Origin of the sequence: Streptomyces griseiscabiei (assembly GCF_020010925.1) — a bacterium.
GTDB lineage: Bacteria > Actinomycetota > Actinomycetes > Streptomycetales > Streptomycetaceae > Streptomyces > Streptomyces griseiscabiei.
Window position 1 is genome coordinate 2,755,197 of the sequence record NZ_JAGJBZ010000002.1, and the last position, 20,536, is coordinate 2,775,732.

The window sequence follows — 20,536 nt, forward strand, 5'->3', positions numbered from 1 at the left end:
CGCGCAGTTCCCGCGCCCCTGAAAAGCAGGGGCTGCGCCCGTGCTTTTCCCCGAAAGGGCCGCAGGCCTCTTTCAGGGGCGCGGGGAACTGCGCGACCAGCCCCCACCGGACGGGAGGCCACTATCGGGTCCCCGCGCGGCTGCACAAGGCCCCACAAGGCCTCGCAGGGGCCGGCAGGGCAAAGAATCAGCCGTGACAGGTGAACTGTCTTGCGAAAACGGGTACTTACTCGTGCGTCAGTTGCTATTGACGGCCCGCCTGCCCATTGGGACGGTAGTGCACATGTCGAATGTGGCGGACATGTCAAGATTGCGCACTCGTCTGCTCGGTGTCCTGATCCTTGTCACCGGCTTCCTGACCACGGCGGGCCCCATCCAGCCCGCCTCCGCTCTCACGGACGAACTCTGGTTCGACGCCCAGGCCGCGACGACCCTCACGGTCGACGGCGGCAGGTTCAAGGACGGCCTCGGCCGCGAGGTCGTCCTGCGTGGCTACAACGTCTCGGGTGAGACGAAACTCAAGGAGAACAACGGTCTGCCCTTCGCCTCGGTCGCCGACGCGAAGAAGTCGGCGACCGCGCTCCGGGCACTCGGCGGCGGCAACTCCGTCCGCTTCCTGCTCTCCTGGGCGTACGCGGAACCGGTGCGCGGGCAGGTGAGCAGCTCCTACCTGGCGGCGGCCACCGCGCAGATGGGCGCCTTCCTGGACGCGGGGATCAGGGTCTACCCCGACTTCCACCAGGACCTGTACTCCCGCTGGCTGTTCGACTCCGACAGCTGGTACACCGGCGACGGCGCCCCCAAGTGGGCCGTCGACCTCGGCAACTACCCCGACGAGTACTGCGGGATCTGCCCGTTCTGGGGCCAGAACATCACCTCCAACGCGGCGGTGACGAAGTCGACGTACGACTTCTGGCACAACACCTACGGTGTCCAGGACTCCTTCCTGGACACCGCGCAGAAGACGATGGCGTACGTGAAGTCCAACCTCACGGCCGCCCAGTTCCAGGGCGTCGTCGGCTTCGACCCGTGGAACGAGCCGCACCCCGGGACCCTCGACTCGGGGCAGACCAGCCGGACGTGGGAGAAGGACGTCCTGTGGCCGTTCTACGTCAAGTTCCGCGCCCGGATGGACGCGGCGGGCTGGCAGGCCAAGCCGGCGTTCGTCGAGCCGAACCTCTTCTGGAACGCCAACATCGACTTCCAGAAACAGGAGGGCGGTCTCCTCGACGCGGGCACCATCGGACCGCGCTACGTCTTCAACACCCACTTCTACGACCAGAAGGCGATCTCCGGCGTCTTCATGTGGGGCAAGGCGGAGGACGGCCAGTACGTGACCGACTTCGGGACCGTGCGCGACCGGGCCACCGCGGGCGGCACCACGGCGATCATCAGCGAGTTCGGACACCCGCTCAGCGGCTCGGTCTCCGACAAGGCGCCCACGGTCTACAAGGCGATGTACCAGGCGCTCGACTCCCGGGTGAAGGGCGCCAACTGGTGGGCGAGCCCGGCCGGTTCCGGCCCGGTCCTCTCCGGCTCCCAGTGGCAGTGGGACATCTACTGGGGCCGCCACCACGAGCTGATGAACGACAACCCCGACAAGGTGCAGGTCGAGGGCGACGCCTGGAACGGTGAGGACCTCTCGGCCGTACGCCTCGACGACTCCGGTACGGCCGTGCTCCGCCAGGACGCCCGGATGCTCGACCGGGTCTACCCGAGCGCCACGGCGGGCAGCACGGTCGCCTTCACCTACGAGGACCGCTCGCGCGACGGCTCCACGACGCTGACGTGGAACCCGGTGCCCGGCTCCCTGCCGAACGTCTCCTCGCTCGTCGGCTCCGGCCAGTACTCCCTGCTGGTCTGGCGCTCCGACGGCAGCACGGAGCCGACCGAACTGCACCTCCCGGCGTCCTTCCCCACCGCGTCCACCACGGTGGTGTCCGACCTCGGGGTGACGGCCGCGCCCCCGGCGTACACCACGTCCACGCCGATCGCCGCCGCCAAGGAACCGGGCGGCACCGGCAGCCGCCGGCTCCTGCTCACCGCCGCCGACACGGGCAAGCTGCACTACGCCCTGGTCACCAACGGCGCGACAGCCCCGACCGCGACGCAGCTGAACGCGGCGCGGACGGAGCTGTCGGGCTGGCTGGCCTCGAAGTTCAGCTAGCGGAAGGTCCGGTCCAGTCGGCGGGCACCTGTGCCACGCGCACCCGCTGGGGGTGGTCGCCGACTGCGACGGACACGGTCTTCCTGCCGGTGGCGAAGTCGATCACCGTGACCTGGTCGGCGCCGCTCTCGGAGACCACACAGGACTTGCCGTCACCGCTGACGGTCGACCAGTACGGCTTGGAGACGGGGACCAGCGGGCCCTCCTGGAGGGTCGCGCGGTCCACGACGGTCGCGTAGTCGTCCATCGTGCCGGCGATGCACAGCTTCGTGCCGTCCGGCTTCATCGTGAGGCCGTGGTGGCGGGAGTCGTTGACGAAGGTGGTGCGGTCGTCGCTGACGCCGGGGGTCTTCGGCAGGGTCTTGGTGCGGGTGATCTTGTCGGTGGCGATGTCGTACTCGAAGAAGCCGTTGAAGAACGACACCTGGAAGTACAGCTTCGTCTCGTCGGGCGAGAACGCGGCGGGACGGACGGCGTCCGAGTAGTCGCTCAGCCCGATGGCGTTGAGCCGCTCCCGCATGTCGATCACCTTGACCTGCTGGAAGGTGTTCGCGTCGGCGACCGTGATCTTGCGGTCGCCCTTCGTCCAGTCCAGCCAGGGCGCGTCGGTCTGGGTGTTGACGTCACCGATCGCCATGTTCCAGATGTACTTGCCGTCCTTGGTGAAGATGTTCTCGTGCGGCTTGTCGCCGGTCTTGAACGAGCCGAGCTGCTTGCCGGTGACGATGTCCAGGACGTGCACGGTGTTGCCGGTCGACGCCGACACCGCCACGCGCTTGCCGTCGGGGGAGACCGCCATGTGGTCGGAGCGGTAACCCGACACGGGGAAGCGCCAGTTGACGGCGCCGGTTCTGACGTCGATGGAGACCACGTCGGCGAAGCTCGGGCGGGAGACGACCATGGACGAGCCGTCGGGCGTGGAGTACATGTCGTCGACGTACTGGTCGTGGCCCTCGCCCACGCTGTTGCGGATCGTCATGTAGGCGATCCAGCGGATCGGGTCGGCGTTGATCTCCGCCATCCGGGCGTCCTTGTCGGGGATGACGTTGATCCGGCCGATCTTGGCGAAGTCGCCGGAGGACTTGATGACGTCCGCGGTGCCCTCCCAGTTGTTGCCCACGAACATCACTTCCCGCAGATCGGCCGCGGCGCTCGCCGGGGTGGCGGTCGCGACGGCGGAGGCGGTCAGCGCGAGCGCGGCGGCTACGGCGCCGAGGTGCCGGGTCCTGTGGCGTCGGGGGGCGGGGGAGAGAGACATGACAGGTTCCTCCTGCGCGGGCGGAGTCTGAACACCCCAGTGTTCAGAGCTTACTTACTGGAAAGTAAGGAACGGCCCCGCCGCCTCACAAGACCAGGGACACGACAAAATCGACTGTGACGGTCGATGCGGCTGTCGCACCGAGTGGTGTCGTGTCGGGAGGAGAAGCGTGTCGGGCAGGCTCAAACAGCCCACCGGCCGGTACGGGGGCAGGTCTGCGGCGGAACGGCGCGCCGAGCGCCGGGCCCGCTTCCTCGACGCGGGCCTCCGGCTCTTCGGCGACAGCCCCGGCTTCCGGGCCACCACCATCGCGGGGCTGAGCGAGGCCGCCGGGCTGTCCACCCGCCAGTTCTACGAGGAGTTCAGCACCCTGGAGGAGGTGCTGGCCGCGCTCCATCTCCAGGTCAACGACTGGGCCGAGGAGGCCGCGCTCACCGCCCTCGCCACGATGGAGGGGCGGCCCGTGGCCGAGCGTGCCACCGCCGCGTTCCGTGCCTACGCCGCGAACGTCACCGGTGATCCGCGCCGGTTACGCATCACTTTCACCGAGATCATCGGCGTCAGCCCCCGTCTGGAGCGCCAGCGCCTCGAACGCCGGTCCCGCTGGATCGACTTCATCTGCGCCGAGGCCACCGCCGCCGCCGAGCGCGGCGAGGCCGTCCACCGCGACTACCGCCTCGCGGCCGCCGCCTTCATCGGCAGCGTCAACGGCCTCCTCCACGACTGGCAGGCCGGCTGGGTCGACGCCCCCCTCGACGAGGTGGTCGACGAACTGGTCGGCCTGCTCCTGGGGACACTCCGACCCTCGGGATGGACCCCGGAGAAGGACGGGCCCGAGGCGGCGGCGTCGAGCGACGGCTGAGGAGGTGAGGGCCGCCTGAACACCCGGGAGGCCGCGCCCGCGCGCGCCGCCGGGCCCGCGCCCGGGGCGGGCGGCACCGCACCCGACGCCCGGCACTGCGGTGTGTGCGCCAAGCCGCCGCCCGGCCCGAGCACGCTCAGCCGCCTGTCGCCGACCGGTCCCACCGGCACACCGACCGTTTCGGGCGCCTCGCGCGACCCGGTTCGCCGAGCGCGCCCTCGGCACCGGGGACCGCAATCGCGTGTCACCCCAGGCGGTTCACCGCGGTCAGGACCGGCTGTACGCCGTCCTCCGTGCGCAGTTCGTCGGCCAGGGCGCGGGCGCGGCGGGTGTACGACGGGTCGCCGGTCGCCCGTAGCAGCGCGGCCGTCAGGGCGGAGGCGGTGAAGCCGCGCAGCGGGACCGCCCCCGGTGACACCCCGAGGGCGGCGAGGCGGGCTGCCCAGAAGGCCTCGTCGAACTGGACGGGGACCGGCACGGCCGGGACGCCGGCGCGCAGCCCGGCCGCGGTGGTGCCCGCGCCCGCGTGGTGGACGACGGCCGCCATGCGGGGGAAGAGGAGGGAGTGCGGGACCTCGTCCACGGTGAACATGTCGTCGCCCTCGCCCCGCAGTTCGCCCCAGCCCCGCTGGATCACCCCGCGCAGCCCGGCCGCCCGCAGGGCCCGTACGACCTCCCCGCTCATCCACTCGGCATCGGGCACGGTCGCGCTGCCCAGCCCCACGAAGACCGGGGGCGGCCCGGCGTCGAGGAAGTCCAGCAGCGGGCCGGGCAGCCGGTCCTCGCGGTCGTACGGCCACCAGTAGCCGGTGACGTCCAGCCCGGTCCGCCAGTCGCCCGGGCGCGGGACCACCCGGGGGCTGAAGCCGTGGAACACCGGCCGGCCCAGCCGCTCCCGGCCCCGCCGCGCGGCCACCCGGCCGGTGCGCGGCAGCCCGTACTCGGCGCGCAGTCTGCGCACCTCCTCGGTGAAGATCCACTCGACGGCCGCGTTCACCGCGTGCCCGGCCGCCCGGTTGCCGAGGCCGCCCCAGGAGCGGACCCCGATCATCGGCGGCGCGAACTCCCGTGTGGGCGCCAGGGGTTGGAGGTTCACCCCCAGGGTGGGGAGCGACAGCCCCTGGCCGATGGTGTGGCCGAGCGGAGCCAGGGCGCCCGCCAGCAGCAGGACGTCACTGGTGCGGGCGGCGGCCACCAGATCACCGGCCATCCGCCCCACCAGGCTCCTGGCCATGCCCACCACCCGGTACAGCTTCCCGGCGCCGGTGGAACTCCGGTGCAGCCCCTGCCCGCGCTCCGACTCCAGCTCCTCGCGGGGATCCACGGGCAGGGAGTGGAACGCGACCCCGGAGCCCGCCACGAGCGGCTCGAAGCGGGCGTGCGTCACCAGCGTGACCTCGTGCCCGGCCCGTACCAGCCCATGTCCCAGTCCGGTGTAGGGGGCCACGTCACCCCGGGAACCCGCCGTCATGATCGCTACACGCACGCCCGACAGTATGGCGGTGCGGGCACGGCGGGAGGGGCGGACCGGACCGCGATGACCCGAAAGGGCCCCTGACCCGAAGGGTCCCTGACCGAAAGTCCCCGGCGGCGGCAGCTCAGGGCCCGCGCCGCTCCGGTCGGCAGAGAGCGGCATCCACCCCGGCGCTACCGGTGACGGCGGACGTGGCTCACCCGCCGCGCGGTCGCCGCGGGCGGCAGCCGCCGGGGGACCGTCGCGCGCAGGGCCGACCGGACCAGGGCCGTGGACAGCCGCCGGCCCGCCGCCGTGAGCGGGCCGGGACGGTGGGGCGAGCCGGTCCGCCCCGGCGCGAGCCGGGCCGAGAAGGTCCAGTTCAGCTGTGAGGTGACCCTGATCCGCATCGCAGGCCTCCCGCTCGCCCCGTCGCGCCGCTCGGCTACTCGGCTGGTCGGCTACTCGTCCCAGGCCTGGATCATGGTGTGGTCGACGATCTTCCCGTCGCGCAGGGAGATCATCGAACTCGCCAGGACCCGTACCCCGTCGGGGTAGAGACAGGACTCGGTGAAGGCGACCTGGTCGCCCTGGACGAGACACTGCTCGACCTTGTGGGTCATGTCCCGGCTGAAGACGTCGTCGAACATCGCGGCGATCTCGGACCGGCCGTGCATGACCTTGGGGTGGCTGGGCTGGGTGTTGCGGTCCACGACCCGCAGTTCGGCGTCGTCCGCGTAGAGCGACAGCAGGGTCGCCGCGTTCGCTTCCTCAGTGCCCCGGCGCAGCGCTTCGACATCGAAGGCGGGGCTCGTCGAGGTGCCCATGGATGACCTCCTTCGGAGGCCGTGGCCCGGCAAGGGGCGGAGGGCCGCGAACGGCCTCTCCTCCGAGGCTCCTCCGCCGGACGGGTCCCTGCAAGCCCGGACAGGACCCCGGCAAGCCCGGACGGGCACCGGCGGGCGCGACCTGGCACATGCGCCTCACGGGTGAGCGGCCGTGACCGTCGAGGGCCGGCGGGCGTTGCTGAGGGCATGATCTCAACTCGACGCATCGTCGCCGCCGTGGGTCTCGCCGCCGCCGTCACGGGACTGGCCGCTCCGATGGCGAACGCGGACGCCACGGCGGAAGCGACCGGGCTCAACCCCATCACCACGCTGGACTCGCTCGCCGTCAGCGACCTCCCGGAGGAGCACAAGGCGGCCCTGCCGCGCCCCTCGCAGCAGCTCAAGAGCCTGAACCAGGTCCACGAACTGAACCGGCTGAACGAGCTGCACCAGGTCACCGACCTGGCCGCGCCCGCCCTCGGCCTGCTGGGTGCCGTCCAGTAGCGAATCCGGTCGAACCCGACGAGAGCCCCGCCGCGCGGACACCGCGGTGGGGCTCTTGACTTTCCCCGGGGCCGGGCAGAACATCACGGAACAGTAACGTGAAGCGGATTTCGCAGGACGAACGAAGCTGAGCGATCAAGCTCAATCACGTACCGTCGTCAATATGTATCCGAGGAAGCCGCACCATGGCCATAAACCGTGACCTTCTGATCGGCGGCAAGGACGTGCCCGCCACGTCCGGCCGCACCGCCGAGGACCTCGACCCGTTCACGGGGGAGGTGTACGCGACGGTCGCGGCGGCCGGTCCCGAGGACGTCCGGCGCGCGGTGGACGCCGCCGACGCCGCCTTCGAGGAGTGGGCCGCGCTCACCCCCTTCGCCCGGCGCGCGATCTTCTTCAAGGCCGCCGATCTGCTGGAGGGCCGGGGCGACCAGGTCGCCGACATCATGGCCCGGGAGGCGGGCGGCACCCGCCCGTGGGCGTACTTCAACGTGGCGCTCGCGGCGAACATCCTGCGTGAGGCGGCGGCCGCGATCACCGCTCCGCGCGGTGAGGTGCTCGCCACCCAGAAGGAGGGCGCGCTGAGTCTCGCGGTGCGCGAACCCCTGGGCGTGGTGGCCGCGTTCGCGCCGTGGAACGCGCCGGTCATCCTCGGCGTACGGGCTGTCGCGGCACCGCTGGCCGCCGGCAACACCGTCGTCGTCAAGCCCAGTGAGGACGCGCCCATCGCCTGCGGTCTGCTGGTCGCGGACGTGCTCCGGGAGGCCGGGCTGCCCGACGGCGTGCTCAACGTCGTCACCAACGCTCCCGAGGACGCCGCCGAGATCGCCGAGGCGCTGATCTCCGACGAGCGGGTCCGCGCGGTGAACTTCACCGGCTCCACCGGCGTCGGCCGCATCATCGGCACCCACGCGGCGAAGCACCTCAAGCCCGCCGTACTGGAGCTGGGCGGCAAGAACGCCGTGATCGTGCTCGACGACGCGGATGTGGACTACGCCGTCGACGCCGTCACTTTCAGCGTCTTCATGAACGCCGGGCAGATCTGCATGTCCGGCGACCGCATCCTCGTGCACGAGTCGCTGGCCGAGGAGTTCGCGCGGAAGTTCACCGCCAAGGTCGCCACCCTCCAGGCCGGTGACCCCAACCACCCGCACACGGTGGTCGGCCCGCTGGTCAGCGCCGACGCCGCCCAGCGGATCGCCGCGTTGGTCAAGGACGCCGTCGCCAAGGGCGCCACGGTGCTCACCGGAGGCGGGCAGCCGGAGGGCGCGGTGCACCCGGCTACCGTGCTCACCGACGTCCCGAAGGACGCCGACCTCTACTACCAGGAGTCCTTCGGCCCGGTCTGCGTGCTGCAGACGTTCGCCGCCGACGAGGAGGCCGTGGCCATCGCCAACGACACGGACAACGGTCTGAGCTGCGGCGTCATCACCGAGAGCGCCACGCACGGTCTGACCGTCGCCCGCCGGATCCGTACCGGCATCGTCCACGTCAACGACCAGTCGGTGGCCGACGAGCCGATGGTCCCGTTCGGGGGTGTGAAGGCCTCCGGCTACGGGCGCTTCGGCGGACGGTGGGGCATCGAGGCCTTCTCCAACACCCGCTGGGTGACCATCGCCACCCAGCAGGCGCACTTCCCCTTCTGACCGGCCCCGGTCGTTCAGCCGGCCGTCGCGAGGAACTGCGTGGCCGCCAGCTCCGCGTACAGCGGGTCGGCGGCCACCAGTTCGCGATGGGTGCCGACCGCGCGGACCCGCCCCGCGTCCATGACCACGATGCGGTCGGCCATCGTCACCGTGGACAGCCGGTGCGCCACCACCAGCACCGTCGTCGTACGGGACACATCGGCGACCGTGTCCCGCAGCGCGGCCTCGTTCACCGCGTCCAGCTGACTGGTCGCCTCGTCGAGCAGCAGCAGCCGGGGACGGCGCAGCAGGGCCCGCGCGATGGCCACCCGCTGGCGCTCACCGCCGGAGAGCTTGGTGCCCCGGTGCCCGACGAGGGTCTCCAGGCCCTGCGGCAGCTTGGCGACCAGACCGTCCAGCCGGGTCGTCTTCAGCACCCGCGTGACATCGGCCTCGTCGGCGCGCGGATTGCCCAGGAGCAGGTTGTCCCGCAGCGTCCCCGACAGCACGGGCGCGTCCTGCTCGACGTATCCGATCGCGGACCGCAGCCGGGACAGCTCCCACTCGGCGACATCCCGGCCGTCGACCGTGATCAGGCCCGCCTCGGGGTCGTAGAACCGCTCGATCAGCGAGAACACCGTGGTCTTGCCCGCGCCGGAGGGGCCCACGAACGCCGTCATACCCCGGGCCGGGACCTCGAAGGTCACCCCGTGGTGGATGTAGGGCAGATCGTCGGCGTAGCGGAAACGGACCCCGTCGAAGGCGAGCGCGGCGGGTTCGGCGTCCGGGCCCGGCAGCGGGGCCGGACGGGCGGCCGGCTCGGCGGGCAGCCGCAGCGCCTCCTGGATGCGGGAGAGGGCGGCGGCCCCGGTCTGGTACTGGGTGATCGCGCCCACGACCTGCTGTATCGGCGACATCAGATAGAACACGTACAGCAGGAACGCCACCAGTGTGCCCACGTCGATCGCGCCGGTCGCGACCCGGGCACCGCCCACCGCGAGGACGGTGATGAAGGCGATCTGCATGGCGAGCCCGGCCGTGTTCCCGGCGGCGGCCGACCACTTGGCGGCCCGGACGCTCTGCCGCCAGGACTCCTCGGCCGCCGCGTGGATGGTCTCCTCCTCGCGGTGCTCGGCGCCGGACGCCTTCACCGTGCGCAGCGCGCCGAGGATCCGTTCCAGCGAGGCGCCCATCGCGCCGACCGCGTCCTGCGCGGCCCTGCTCGCCCGGTTGATCCGGGGCACGATCACCCCGAACACCAGGCCCGCGCCCACGATCACGCCCAGTGTGACGGCCAGCAGCACCGGGTCCACCAGACCCATCAGCACCACCGTCGCCACCAGCGTCAGCCCGCCGGTGCCGAGACCCACCAGGGTGTCGGTGGTGACCTCCCGCAGCAGGGTGGTGTCGGAGGTGATCCGGGCCATCAGATCGCCCGGCTCGCTGCGGTCCACCGCCGTGATCCGCAGTCGCAGCAGATACGAGGACAGGGCGCGCCGCGCACCGAGCACCACCGACTCGGCGGTGCGCCGCAGCACGTACGAACCCACCGCGCCCACGGCCGCGTTGGTGACGACCAGCACGGACATCAGGACCAGCGCCCAGGTGATGGTCCGGTCGTGCGAGAGGTCGTCGATCAGTTCCCGGGCCACCAGCGGCAGGGCGAGGCCCGTCGCTCCGGTGACCAGGGACAGCAGCGCGCCCAGCAGCAGTGCCCAACGGTGGGGTCGTACATAGCCGAGCAGCAGCCGCCAGGTGGGCGGCTGCCGCTCGGCCGTGGTCTCAGGGGTGCTCACGAGGCTCCTCGGCAGATCGGTCGGGGAGTGGGGACCGGGGCGCGGAGCCTCAGCCTACGTCGGGTCCCCGGAGCACCGGGAACGGGTTTCGCCCGCCCAGCAGCACCGACCCGTCCCGGGTGACGGCGAGCACGGTCGGCGCCCTGCCCGTGCCCTCGCCGTCGGGCGGCGGGTACTCGTCGAGCATCCGCGCCAGAACCTCGCCCGGACCCAGTTCGAGGTAGGTCTCCACGCCGTCCCGGCGGAGCAGGTCAACCGTGTCCGAGAACCGCACCGGCTCGCGCAACTCCCGCACCCAGAAATCCGGTTCGACCGCCTCGGCCTCGACCGGCTTCGCCGTGACGTCGGAGATCAGCGGGGTGTGCGGGGGCCGCAGATCCAGGGTCCGCAGGACGTCGCGGTAGTCGTCCAGGAGGGGATCGAGGTGCGGCGAGTGCGCGGCCAGCCCCACCCGCAGCAGCCGGGTCCGCCGGCCCCGGCCCGCCCAGCCGTCGGACACGGCCGTCACCGCGTCCCGGTCGCCCGAGACCACCACGGCCCGGGGGCCGTTGACCGCCGCGACCACCACACCGGGCGTCGGTTCCAACTCCTCCGGGGCGACCTCCAGCGCGGCCATGGCGCCGGGAGTCGCGACCTCGCCCATCAGCCGGGACAGCGTGCCCACCGCCCGGCAGACGTCGGCCAGGGAGAAGACCCCGGCCGCGTGGGCGGCGGCCATCCGGCCCGCCGAGTACCCGAACAGCACGTCCGGCCGCAGCCCCCGGCTCGCCAGCAGGCGGTACTGCGCGACCTGCAGCGCGAAGACCGCCGGGTTGGCGAAGGCGATCCGGTCGAGCAGCGCGGCCGTACGCGTCCCGGGCTCGGCGAACATCACGTCCCGCAGCGGCACGTCCAGGTACGGGTCCAGGGCCGCGCAGACCTCGTCCAGGGCCTCCGCGAACACCGGGAAGGACGCGTACGGTTCACGTCCCATGCCGGGCCGCTGCGAACCGCCGCCGGAGAACAGGAAGGCGGTCCGGCCCAGCCGCGGCGCGGCGGAGGGGGCCGGGACCTCCACCGGTGCCGCCGTCAGCCGCTCGACCACCTCCCGTGCCGACCCGCACACCACGATCCGCTCCAGATCCCCGGGGTGCAGGAAGCCCTCGTCCCGGACGTGCCGGAGGAAGGCGAGCAACGGACGGTAGAAGCCCGTCGGGTCGAGGAGCAGACACGGCTTGCGGTGGATCCGCATCTGCGCCCACGCCAGCGCCTCGAACAGTTCCTCCGCCGTGCCCAGGCCCCCGGGCAACGCCACGAACGCGTCGCCCGCCCCGGCCATCCGCGCCTTGCGCTCATGGATGTCGCCCACCACCACAAGCTCGGTCAGCCCCGGGTGCGCGATCTCGTACGGCAGCATCCGGCGCGGGATCACCCCCGTCACCGCGCCCCCGGCCGCCAGCGCCGCGTCGGCGACCGCGCCCATCAGCCCGGTACGGGCGCCGCCGTAGACCACGCGGAGCCCGGCTTCGGCGAGCGCGGCCCCCAGTTCGGCGGCGGTCCGCAGATGCTCCGGGCGGTGGCCGGGCGAGGCCCCGCAGAACACGGTCACCCCGGTCACCGCCACAGCCCGTACCCCCGGGTGAGGATCCCGTACGGGTCGTACTGGCCCTTGGCCCGCGCGAGGCCCTCGTAGGCGTGCCCGAAGTGCGCCCGCCAGTCCTCCGGCGTCATCGGCACCGCGCCGGCCGGGTACAGCACCCTGCCCGAGTCCCGGGCCCGCTCGTAGACCGCCCGGTTGGCGGCCACCAACCGCCGTACCCCGTCCGGGTCCCGCGGCCGTGCCGTGCGCATCAGCGAGAGCAGGCAGAGCCGCTCACCGGGTGGCCTGCGCAGCAGCGGGGCGCGCAGGACGGCACCGTCGAGGGGGCGGAGCTGGACGGCGCCGCAGGTGCGCAGCCCGTGCTGGTCCGCGTCGGCGAGCACGGCCGGGACCAGGGACACGGCGGTCTCCTCGGGCAGCAGCAGCGTCAGCCACGGATGCGGACGGGTCCACTCGCCCGTGACCCGCAGCAGCCGCTCGTCCCGGTCCGGCCGCCGCAGGAACTCCGCGTACGAGAGGTCCTCGATCTCCTCGGTGTCGGGGTCGTGGGCCAGCCCGCCGATCAACAGGGCGTCGTCGAGCGGCAGTCGGCCGGAGTGCGGGGCCACCGCCTCGATCACGTACTCCCAGGTGCCGCCGACGGCCGGGCGGGCCTGTCCGGAGACATGGCTGAAGCGGTCGTCGTGGCAGAGCCGGCGCTGATCGGCGAAGTAGGCCGCCGGGTCCTGGTGGTAGAGGCGGTAGTGGCGGACGAGGGCGGGCGCGGGGACGAGTCCGAGGGTGACCCGGACGATCAGCGCACACTGGCCGAGACCCGCGAGCACGGCCTGGAACAGGTCCCGGTGCCGGTCGCGGGAGCAGGTGAGCGCCTCCCCGGCGCCGGTGACGACCTCCAGCTCCCGCACCTGGTCGGCGACGAGGCCGTGGCGGTGGCTGGAGCCGCCGAAGCCACCCGTGGTGACCACCCCGCCGACGCTGCCGCCGAGATGTCCGGGAAGCACGGGCGGGGTCAGCCCCTCGGCGAGGGCCACACGTACCACCTCGCTCCACCGCGCGCCCGCCCCGGCGACCAGGGCCCCCTCCGCGGGCAGACAGCGCACCTCGTCGAGCGCGCCCATGTCGACGACACAGCCTCCGTCGACCTGCCCCTGCCCGTACAGCGCGTAGCCGCCCCCGCGTGCCGCCACCGGCAGCCGGCGCGCGGTCGCGTGCGCCAGGACGTCCTGGACCTCGGCGGTCGAGCGGGGGGTGTGCACACTCAGCGGCCGGGACGTGACGATGTGCCCGAAATCGTCCGCGGCCCGCGCGAGACACGCGGCCCGCTCCGGTCGTGCCCGCTCCGGCCGGGAAACAAGTTCGGATATTCCGGTCACGCGGCACGCTCCAGCGATCCGAGGTCGAACCCGGTACCGGAAATCGGGCTTTCGAAAATTTCGGTGAAGACCCGATGCTGCAGAAATCCGTGCTCGGCATGCCGCTCCGCGATCAATCCGGCCATACGCGCCAGGATGTGCTCGGGAAGATTCCGCTTGTGCAGCGTCTCCACATTGAGTGAATATTTCGCGCAGCATTCGAGGACGGCCTCGAAGCCGTTGACGGAGGCCGCGAACCAGCGAAGATGTGGATCTTGCCAGAGTGCGGCGAGTTCGTCGAGCAGACCCCGCTCGGGGGCCGGCGGCGCGAGCATCACCCGGGCCCGGCGGGTGAGCGCGGCGACGTACTCGGCGCGCTCGGGGACCGGCAGCGACCGTACGGTCAGCCGCCAGCCCAGGTCGGCCCGGCGGGCGGACAGCTCGCGCAGCAGCGAGATCGAACCGCCCTCGACAATCACGAACCGATGTCGGGCGCCTAGCTCCTCCACCGTTCTGACCAGTGCGTCCGTAGCCTCCGCCGCACACAGGTCGCCGTCGGCCACGGTCCGGTCGCCCAGCCAGTACCGCTGGACGCCCGGCACCGCCGCGCCCGCGCGGGCGCTCGTGGTGGCCAGGTCCGTGAAGCACTGCAGCCGGTCGGCGACGACGACGGGGGCGCCGGTCACCCGGGCCAGATCCGTGGCCGCCGCGCTCTTCCCGACACCGGTCGGCCCGGCGATGAGATGGACGAAGGGTGGTGCCTCGGAGGGTGTTCCGCTGTCGGCCATGAGTGGGTGCCGCCTCCTGGTTCCGGAGCTTGCACGAGAAAGTTGATCACCATCAAGTTACGCAGGACCGGTCCGCGCAAACACCAGAGGAACGCCTCGACAAGGCAAAGAGATGGCTACTTTCCTCTCGCTTGGCTAAAGGATGAATTCCGGTGCGCGGAATGCCGCGCTCCGTGCGAGAAGGCGCGTTATAAGAAGGTCGAGGGCGGCTTTGGCCCGGCCACCATTCCTCACCTGTTTCTCATGTTGCTGCCGTCTGAAACAATCCCTTAACAGAAAGGGTCCTCCCATGCGGACCGACCTGCTCCTCGCGCTCACCGAGACCGTCCCCGTGCGGCGCGCGGAGGGCGCCGTCCTCGTCGGCTACGGGGCCGTGGACGAGCTCAACCGGTACGCCGCCGCGCCCGGCTGGACCGTGCACGTACCCGGCCACCCCGACGAGGTGCGTCAGGCGGTCGAGGCCGCCGCCGCCCACGGCGAGCACGCGTACATCCATGTCTCCGCCCGCTCCAACGCCTCCCCGTACGACACCGCGGGCGGCTTCCGGCTCGTCCGGCCGGGCCGCGCCGGTGTCGTCCTCGCCGTGGGCGGCGCGCTCGACCCCGTGCTCCGCGCCACCGCCGGACTCGACCTCGCCGTCCTCTACGCCACCACCATCCGCCCCTTCGACGAGATCGGCCTGCGTACGGCCGTCCTCGCCGCCGACCACGCCGATGTCGTCCTCGTCGAGCCCTGCCCGCCCGGCACCTCGGCCGGCCGTGTCGCCGCCACGCTCGTCCACGTCCCGCACCGGCTGCTGGCCCTCGGGGACGCCGACGGCCTGGACGAGAACGGGATCGCCCAGGCCGTACGGGACTTCATGCGCTGAGACCGGTCACCGTGCCCCGGGGGCGCCGGGACCGGTCATCGCGCTCCGAGCGCGGTGAGGGCGGCGGAGAGATCCGCGGGGCGCGGGCGGTTGTGCGGCAGTCTGCCCAGGACCGCCGCCATGCCGCAGGTGTCGGTGAGCGCCGAGAACACGAGGCCGCCCGCGATCCCGGCCGACATCAACTGCCAGGCGGGGTGCAGCAGTCCGAGACCCAGGCCGAGGAGGACGAGCGCGCCGGCGGTGAACCGCACCTGCCGCTCCATGGCCCAGCCGGCCCGCGCCCCGCCGGACGGGCGGCGCAGCTCGTGACCGCCGGCCGCCCAGGCGTTCGTACCGCCGACGAGGTCGGCCGCGGTGACGCCGTGCCGGGCGAGCAGGGCGCACGCCTTGGCGGACCGGGCCCCCGACCTGCAGACGACGAGCAGCTCGGCGCCGGACTCCCGCAACGCCGGCAGCGCGTGCTCCAGCTGGTCGAGCGGGATGTTCAGGGCGCCGGGGACATGGCCGGAGGCGTACTCGCCGGGGGTGCGGACATCGACGACGGTCAGTTCGGGCAGCCGCGCGCGGACCTCGTCGACGTCGAGGCGGCGGGACGTACCGGGAGTGCTGGAGGTGGACATGGTGGACTGAGATCCTTTCCTGCGGGGGGCGGTAAAATACCCCCAAGGGTATGTAGAGGAGTGGAGTGGCCGTGGAGCTGCAGTTCGAGGGCGATGAGCTGAAGTCGGTGCTGAACCGGCTGCGGAGGGCGCAGGGGCAGATCTCCGGGGTGATCCGGATGATCGAGGAGGGACGGGACTGCGAGGACGTCGTCACCCAGCTCGCCGCCGCCTCCCGGGCCCTGGACCGGGCGGGCTTCGCGATCATCGCCACCGGCCTGCAGCAGTGCCTCACCGACGCCGAGAAGGACGGGCGCAACGGCGAGACGAACGAGCAGATGAGGGCGCGACTGGAGAAGCTGTTCCTGTCGCTGGCATGAGGGGCGCTCTTTTTGGGGCGGAGTCTTGGCTCGGCGGGGCCGTGGCTCAGCCGAGCGAGGCGGCCGTGTCGGCCAGCATGAACGCGGCCACGGCCAGCAGCACCCAGGCGAAGATCCGCCGGAGGGTGCCCCCGGAGACCTTCTCGGCCAGCCGTCGGCCGTCCCAGGCGCCGAGGACCGCCGCCCCCGCGAAGGGGGCGACCACCGCCCAGTCGAGCCCCTCGGCGGCGCCGGTCCGGCCCACGAGCGCGGCGCACGAGTTCACGGTGATGACCAGCAGACTGGTGCCGACGGCGTCGCGCATCCGCAGGCCCACCACGTTCACCAGCGCCGGTACGGCGAGGAAGCCGCCGCCCACCCCGAGGACGCCGGTGACGCCGCCGAGTCCCGCGCCGGACAGGGCGACCCGGCCCGGCCGTACCGTCGACGCCGCCCGCCGCGCCGCCGAGGGGCGCAGCATCCGGTAGGCGGCCAGTCCCGCGACCAGCGCGAAGGCTCCGGTCAGCAGCGTGGCCGGCAGCTCCGCCGACAGCGCCCCGCCGAGGGCCGCGGGCACCAGTCCCGCCGCCGCGAACAGGGTCCCGTCGCGCAGCCGGACCGTACCGGCCCGCAGATGCGCCGCCAGCCCGGCCGCCGAGGTCACCGTCACGATCACCAGACTCGCCGTCGCCGCCGAGGCCGGCCCGAACCCGAGCAGATAGACCAGCGCCGGTACGGCCAGCACACTGCCGCCCCCGCCCAGCGCCCCCAGCGAGAGCCCGATCACGCCCCCGGCGACCAGGGCGAGAACGAGCGCGCTCATCCGGCCGCGACACCGGTCGACGCGGAGGCGGAGCGGTACACGTCCGACGCCGGTCGGGCCCCGGGCGGGTCCGACACCGGTCGGGCCCCGGGCGCCGGCGGCTCCGCCGGGGCGGCGGCGCCCGGTCCGGGTGCCGGGGCCGTCCTCGTCACCGGCAGTCCCGAGGCCGCCGCCGATGCGAAGCCGTCGTCCACGGCCACGACGGAGCGGCCGGCCGCGTCCAGCAGGGACGCGGCGATGGCGGCGCGCATACCTCCGGCGCAGTGCACCCAGACCGTGCCGTCGGGTATCTCGGTGAGCCGGTCGCGGAGCCGGTGGACCGGGATGTGCACCGACCCGGCGATGTGGCCGTCGGCGGCGCGCTCGGCGGTGCGGCGGACGTCGAGGACCACGGTCCCGTCGCCCTGGCCCTCGGCGGAAGACGCCTCGGCCAGGTCGGCGAAGGTACCGCGCGGGAAGGAGCGCGCACGGTCGCCCTCGCGCAGCCAGTCGCCGGGAGAGCCGATGGCCCCGGCGGCCGGACGGTCGATACCGACCCGCACCAACTCCCTTTGAGCGTCGGCAAGTTGCCCGGGGGAGGCGGCGAGCAGGGTCACCGGCCTGCCCCATGGCAGCAGCCACGCCAGATACGTGGCGAGCTGTCCGTCCCCCTCGAAGTTCACCGCGCCGGCGACATGCCCCTCGGCGAACGCCCTCCGGTGCCGCAGGTCCACCACCCACTCGCCCGCCGCGAGCCGCGCGGCGATCTCCTCGGCCCCGGCCGGAGCGGGCGGCGTGAGATCCACCGGCGCTGGCCCCTCCGCGTTGGCGGGGCCCATGTGCGCGTAGTAGGCCGGTACGTCGTCGAGCGCCGCCAGCAGCTCCGCGACGAACGTGTCCACGTCCTTGACCAGGGCCTCGTTCGCCGCCCGCTCCCGGCCGATCGTCGAGGTGTCGCCCGCCGACCGTCCGGAGGAGCAGAAACTGCCGAAGCCGTGCGTGGGCAGGACCGCCGTCTCCTCGGGCAGTGCCTCGGCCAGCCGGTGCGCCGACGCGTGCTGGGCGCGGGCCAGCCCGTCCGTGAGCCGGGGCTCGACGAGATCCGGCCGCCCGACCGTGCCGATCAGCAGCGACCCCCCGGTGAACGCGGCCACCGCCACCCCGCCCTCCTCCAGGACGTACGCGGTGTGATGCGGGGTGTGCCCCGGCGTGGCGATGGCGCGCAGCGTCAGCTCCGCGTCGCTGTCGATCTCCGCCGTGTCGCCGTCGTGCACCGGCACCCGGTCGTAGGCGACCCGTGCCCCGGCGGGCACCAGATAGGCGGCGCCGGTCAGCCGGGCGAGTTCCGGTCCGCCGGTGACGTAGTCGTTGTGGACGTGTGTCTCGACGACGTACGCGATCCGCACGTCCCGCCGGGCGGCGGCCGCGATCACGCGGTCGATGTCGCGCGGCGGATCGACCGCCACGGCGCCGCGCGGGCCACCCGCCAGATAGCTCCGGTTGCCCAGCCCCGGCACCTCGATGGTGTCGACGAAGTACACGGCAGCGCTCCTCTCCTCGATGACTGCGCGCCCCGGAAATTACCCCCGGGGGTATGTTGGCAACGGTAGCAGAGATACCCAGGGGGGTATTCGAACGGTGCGGTGTGCCATGGCGAGGGGGTGGCTTTCGGCCGGCGTTCCGCCCGCCCCGGAGGTCGTACTCGCTGGTCACTCCGTAGGGTGACCATGGGCGGGCGACCGCCCCATCTCGGATCGACGGAAGGGTTCACCATGGCGCAGGAAGTACGCGGCGTGATCGCACCGGGCAAGAACGAACCGGTGCGGATCGAGACGATCGTCGTGCCCGACCCGGGGCCGGGGGAGGCCGTGGTGAAGGTGCAGGCGTGCGGGGTGTGCCACACCGATCTGCACTACAAGCAGGGCGGCATCAACGACGACTTCCCCTTCCTGCTCGGCCATGAGGCCGCCGGTGTGGTGGAGTCGGTCGGCGCCGGCGTCACGGACGTCGCCCCCGGCGACTTCGTGATCCTCAACTGGCGTGCGGTGTGCGGCAATTGCCGGGCCTGCCGACGCGGGCGCCCCTGGTACTGCTTCAGCACCCACAACGCCACCCAGAAGATGACCCTCGCCTCGACCGGCCAGGAGCTGTCCCCGGCGCTGGGCATCGGAGCCTTCGCGGAGAAGACGCTCGTCGCCGCCGGCCAGTGCACCAAGGTCGACCCGGCCGCCGCGCCCGCGGTCGCCGGACTGCTCGGGTGCGGGGTGATGGCCGGTATCGGTGCCGCCATCAACACCGGCAACGTGGGCCGGGGCGACAGCGTCGCCGTCATCGGCTGCGGCGGTGTCGGCGACGCGGCGATCGCCGGGTCCCGGCTGGCCGGTGCCGAGAAGATCATCGCCGTCGACATCGACGACCGGAAGCTGACCACGGCCAAGAGCATCGGCGCGACCCACACGGTCAACTCCAAGGACACCGACGCGGTGGAGGCGATCCGTGAGCTGACCGGCGGCTTCGGTGCCGACGTCGTCATCGAGGCGGTCGGCCGCCCGGAGACGTACAAGCAGGCGTTCTACGCCCGCGACCTGGCCGGCACGGTCGTCCTGGTCGGCGTCCCCACCCCGGAGATGAAACTCGAACTGCCCCTGCTGGACGTCTTCGGCCGCGGCGGCTCCCTCAAGTCCTCCTGGTACGGCGACTGTCTGCCCGACCGTGACTTCCCCATGCTGATCAACCTCTATCTCCAGGGCCGCCTGGACCTGGAGGCGTTCGTCACCGAGACCATCGCGCTGGACGACGTGGAGAAGGCGTTCGAGCGGATGCACGGCGGCGACGTGCTGCGTTCGGTGGTGGTCCTCTGATGGCCGGCCGCACCCCCCGCGTCGAACACCTCGTCACCTCGGGCCAGTTCAGCCTCGACGGCGGCACCTGGGACGTCGACAACAACGTCTGGATCGTCGGCGACGACCACGAGGTGATCGTCATCGACGCCGCCCACGACGCCGACGCGATCGCGAAGGCCGTGGGAGAGCGCCGGTTGTCGGCCATCGTCTGCACCCACGCCCACAACGACCACATCGACGCCGCCCCCGCCCTCGCCGAGCGCACCGGCGCGCCGATCTGGCTCCACCCCGACGACCTGCCGCTGTGGAAGCAGACCCACCCGGACCGTCTGCCCGACCACTGGCTGGCCGACGGCCAGGTCATCGAGGCCGCCGGAGCCGATCTGACCGTCCTGCACACCCCAGGCCACGCGCCGGGCGCCGTCTGCCTGTACGACCCGGGCCTCGGCACGGTCTTCACCGGCGACACCCTCTTCTCCGGCGGCCCCGGCGCCACCGGCCGTTCCTACTCCCACTTCCCGACGATCATCGACTCCATCCGCGACCGTCTCCTCGCCCTCCCGCCCGAGACGGTCGTCCGCACGGGCCACGGCGACTCGACGACGATCGGGGCCGAGGCCCCTCAGCTGGAGGAGTGGATCGCGCGCGGCCACTGAGTGAGGCCGGGGTTCCCCGCGTCCTGGAGGGGCGCGGGGAACCGGGCGGACAACCCCGACGAACCCGCGGTCGCCGCCCCACCCGAGCGGCCGAGTCCGCGGGCGTCCGGTTCTCCCGAGAAACCCGACAGAAGATGTCCGGCTTCCACGACACCCTCGTGTCGAGGACGCCGGAACACCCCCGGCGTCCGCCAAGGT

The 20,536-nt window shown here is 72.5% G+C and carries 19 protein-coding genes; 8 read left to right on the top strand and 11 right to left on the bottom strand.

Annotation, left to right across the window (positions count from 1 at the left end):
- Window positions 1-283 precede the first annotated feature (283 nt).
- Window positions 284-2,167 carry an endoglycosylceramidase gene (locus J8M51_RS29265; protein ID WP_398857072.1) on the top strand — a complete coding sequence of 628 codons (1,884 nt, stop codon included), beginning with the start codon at window positions 284-286 and terminating at the stop codon, window positions 2,165-2,167.
- Here the strand turns inward: J8M51_RS29265 and J8M51_RS29270 are convergent.
- Window positions 2,160-3,425, bottom strand: a complete 1,266-nt coding sequence (locus J8M51_RS29270; RefSeq protein ID WP_086756734.1) for a YncE family protein — start codon at window positions 3,423-3,425, stop codon at window positions 2,160-2,162. The genes J8M51_RS29265 and J8M51_RS29270 overlap by 8 nt on opposite strands.
- Before the next feature lie 169 nt (window positions 3,426-3,594).
- Here J8M51_RS29270 and J8M51_RS29275 point away from each other — a divergent pair, with 169 nt between their 5' ends.
- Complete coding sequence (locus J8M51_RS29275; RefSeq protein WP_086756735.1) at window positions 3,595-4,287, top strand: TetR/AcrR family transcriptional regulator; 693 nt, start codon at window positions 3,595-3,597, stop codon at window positions 4,285-4,287.
- 244 nt (window positions 4,288-4,531) lie between these two features.
- Here the strand turns inward: J8M51_RS29275 and J8M51_RS29280 are convergent, their stop codons facing one another.
- The 3 genes from J8M51_RS29280 to J8M51_RS29290 all read right to left on the bottom strand — a co-directional run bounded on the left by J8M51_RS29280 (window position 4,532) and on the right by J8M51_RS29290 (window position 6,567).
- Window positions 4,532-5,758, bottom strand: coding sequence for a glycosyltransferase (locus J8M51_RS29280; protein ID WP_086756737.1), 1,227 nt, complete (start codon window positions 5,756-5,758; stop codon window positions 4,532-4,534).
- Window positions 5,759-5,934: 176 nt separating this feature from the next.
- The gene (locus J8M51_RS29285; protein ID WP_086756738.1) at window positions 5,935-6,150 is read right to left on the bottom strand and encodes a hypothetical protein; all 216 of its coding nucleotides are present in this window, start codon (window positions 6,148-6,150) and stop codon (window positions 5,935-5,937) included.
- Window positions 6,151-6,201: 51 nt separating this feature from the next.
- Entirely contained in the window at window positions 6,202-6,567 is a 366-nt protein-coding gene (locus J8M51_RS29290) for a nuclear transport factor 2 family protein (RefSeq protein WP_086756740.1), read from the bottom strand.
- Between the two features lie 207 nt (window positions 6,568-6,774).
- On the opposite strand from J8M51_RS29290, the gene J8M51_RS29295 reads away from it, so the two are divergent.
- Both J8M51_RS29295 and J8M51_RS29300 read left to right on the top strand, forming a co-directional pair.
- Window positions 6,775-7,071 carry a hypothetical protein gene (locus J8M51_RS29295; protein ID WP_086756741.1) on the top strand — a complete coding sequence of 99 codons (297 nt, stop codon included), beginning with the start codon at window positions 6,775-6,777 and terminating at the stop codon, window positions 7,069-7,071.
- Window positions 7,072-7,256: 185 nt separating this feature from the next.
- The gene (locus tag J8M51_RS29300) at window positions 7,257-8,717 is read left to right on the top strand and encodes an aldehyde dehydrogenase family protein (protein WP_086756743.1); all 1,461 of its coding nucleotides are present in this window, start codon (window positions 7,257-7,259) and stop codon (window positions 8,715-8,717) included.
- Window positions 8,718-8,731: 14 nt separating this feature from the next.
- On the opposite strand, the gene J8M51_RS29305 is transcribed toward J8M51_RS29300, so the two are convergent.
- The 4 genes from J8M51_RS29305 to J8M51_RS29320 are packed head-to-tail and all read right to left on the bottom strand — an operon-like array spanning window position 8,732 to window position 14,211.
- Entirely contained in the window at window positions 8,732-10,492 is a 1,761-nt protein-coding gene (locus tag J8M51_RS29305) for an ABC transporter ATP-binding protein (RefSeq protein ID WP_086756745.1), read from the bottom strand.
- Between the two features lie 49 nt (window positions 10,493-10,541).
- Window positions 10,542-12,089 (bottom strand): TIGR00730 family Rossman fold protein, encoded by a 1,548-nt coding sequence (locus J8M51_RS29310; protein ID WP_256964956.1) that lies wholly within the window; start codon window positions 12,087-12,089, stop codon window positions 10,542-10,544.
- Complete coding sequence (locus J8M51_RS29315; protein WP_086756748.1) at window positions 12,086-13,444, bottom strand: FAD-binding protein; 1,359 nt, start codon at window positions 13,442-13,444, stop codon at window positions 12,086-12,088. Before J8M51_RS29315 ends, J8M51_RS29310 begins: the two co-directional genes overlap by 4 nt.
- The gene (locus tag J8M51_RS29320) at window positions 13,441-14,211 is read right to left on the bottom strand and encodes an isopentenyl transferase family protein (protein WP_086756750.1); all 771 of its coding nucleotides are present in this window, start codon (window positions 14,209-14,211) and stop codon (window positions 13,441-13,443) included. Before J8M51_RS29320 ends, J8M51_RS29315 begins: the two co-directional genes overlap by 4 nt.
- A 289-nt stretch (window positions 14,212-14,500) precedes the next feature.
- Between J8M51_RS29320 and J8M51_RS29325 the strand changes: the two genes are divergently transcribed.
- On the top strand, window positions 14,501-15,079 hold the full coding sequence (locus tag J8M51_RS29325; RefSeq protein ID WP_086756752.1) for a transketolase: 579 nt from the start codon (window positions 14,501-14,503) through the stop codon (window positions 15,077-15,079).
- 35 nt (window positions 15,080-15,114) lie between these two features.
- On the opposite strand, the gene J8M51_RS29330 is transcribed toward J8M51_RS29325, so the two are convergent.
- Complete coding sequence (locus J8M51_RS29330; protein WP_086756754.1) at window positions 15,115-15,699, bottom strand: rhodanese-like domain-containing protein; 585 nt, start codon at window positions 15,697-15,699, stop codon at window positions 15,115-15,117.
- Window positions 15,700-15,770: 71 nt separating this feature from the next.
- Here J8M51_RS29330 and J8M51_RS29335 point away from each other — a divergent pair, with 71 nt between their 5' ends.
- Window positions 15,771-16,058, top strand: coding sequence for a metal-sensitive transcriptional regulator (locus J8M51_RS29335; protein ID WP_086756759.1), 288 nt, complete (start codon window positions 15,771-15,773; stop codon window positions 16,056-16,058).
- Between the two features lie 46 nt (window positions 16,059-16,104).
- On the opposite strand, the gene J8M51_RS29340 is transcribed toward J8M51_RS29335, so the two are convergent.
- Both J8M51_RS29340 and J8M51_RS29345 read right to left on the bottom strand, forming a co-directional pair.
- Entirely contained in the window at window positions 16,105-16,860 is a 756-nt protein-coding gene (locus J8M51_RS29340) for a sulfite exporter TauE/SafE family protein (protein WP_086756756.1), read from the bottom strand.
- Complete coding sequence (locus J8M51_RS29345) at window positions 16,857-18,380, bottom strand: MBL fold metallo-hydrolase (RefSeq protein ID WP_267299575.1); 1,524 nt, start codon at window positions 18,378-18,380, stop codon at window positions 16,857-16,859. Before J8M51_RS29345 ends, J8M51_RS29340 begins: the two co-directional genes overlap by 4 nt.
- 231 nt (window positions 18,381-18,611) lie before the next feature.
- On the opposite strand from J8M51_RS29345, the gene J8M51_RS29350 reads away from it, so the two are divergent.
- Together J8M51_RS29350 and J8M51_RS29355 are read left to right on the top strand one after the other, a co-directional pair.
- Window positions 18,612-19,700, top strand: coding sequence for an S-(hydroxymethyl)mycothiol dehydrogenase (locus J8M51_RS29350; protein WP_086754621.1), 1,089 nt, complete (start codon window positions 18,612-18,614; stop codon window positions 19,698-19,700).
- Window positions 19,700-20,338: an MBL fold metallo-hydrolase gene (locus tag J8M51_RS29355; RefSeq protein ID WP_086754623.1), complete on the top strand. Its 639-nt coding sequence runs from the start codon at window positions 19,700-19,702 to the stop codon at window positions 20,336-20,338. The genes J8M51_RS29350 and J8M51_RS29355 overlap by 1 nt, the downstream gene beginning before the upstream one ends.
- Window positions 20,339-20,536: the final 198 nt, after the last annotated feature.

What these genes read in the sequence shown, in the direction of transcription:
- J8M51_RS29285 (WP_086756738.1), bottom strand. Translation starts at nt 6,150, where the DNA reads ATGCGGATCAGGGTCACCTCACAGCTGAACTGGACCTTCTCGGCCCGG.
- J8M51_RS29280 (WP_086756737.1), bottom strand. Translation starts at nt 5,758, where the DNA reads ATGACGGCGGGTTCCCGGGGTGACGTGGCCCCCTACACCGGACTGGGA.
- J8M51_RS29300 (WP_086756743.1), top strand. Translation starts at nt 7,257, where the DNA reads ATGGCCATAAACCGTGACCTTCTGATCGGCGGCAAGGACGTGCCCGCC.
- J8M51_RS29295 (WP_086756741.1), top strand. Translation starts at nt 6,775, where the DNA reads ATGATCTCAACTCGACGCATCGTCGCCGCCGTGGGTCTCGCCGCCGCC.
- J8M51_RS29350 (WP_086754621.1), top strand. Translation starts at nt 18,612, where the DNA reads ATGGCGCAGGAAGTACGCGGCGTGATCGCACCGGGCAAGAACGAACCG.
- J8M51_RS29270 (WP_086756734.1), bottom strand. Translation starts at nt 3,425, where the DNA reads ATGTCTCTCTCCCCCGCCCCCCGACGCCACAGGACCCGGCACCTCGGC.
- J8M51_RS29320 (WP_086756750.1), bottom strand. Translation starts at nt 14,211, where the DNA reads ATGGCCGACAGCGGAACACCCTCCGAGGCACCACCCTTCGTCCATCTC.
- J8M51_RS29330 (WP_086756754.1), bottom strand. Translation starts at nt 15,699, where the DNA reads ATGTCCACCTCCAGCACTCCCGGTACGTCCCGCCGCCTCGACGTCGAC.
- J8M51_RS29290 (WP_086756740.1), bottom strand. Translation starts at nt 6,567, where the DNA reads ATGGGCACCTCGACGAGCCCCGCCTTCGATGTCGAAGCGCTGCGCCGG.
- J8M51_RS29340 (WP_086756756.1), bottom strand. Translation starts at nt 16,860, where the DNA reads ATGAGCGCGCTCGTTCTCGCCCTGGTCGCCGGGGGCGTGATCGGGCTC.
- J8M51_RS29355 (WP_086754623.1), top strand. Translation starts at nt 19,700, where the DNA reads ATGGCCGGCCGCACCCCCCGCGTCGAACACCTCGTCACCTCGGGCCAG.
- J8M51_RS29265 (WP_398857072.1), top strand. Translation starts at nt 284, where the DNA reads ATGTCGAATGTGGCGGACATGTCAAGATTGCGCACTCGTCTGCTCGGT.
- J8M51_RS29325 (WP_086756752.1), top strand. Translation starts at nt 14,501, where the DNA reads ATGCGGACCGACCTGCTCCTCGCGCTCACCGAGACCGTCCCCGTGCGG.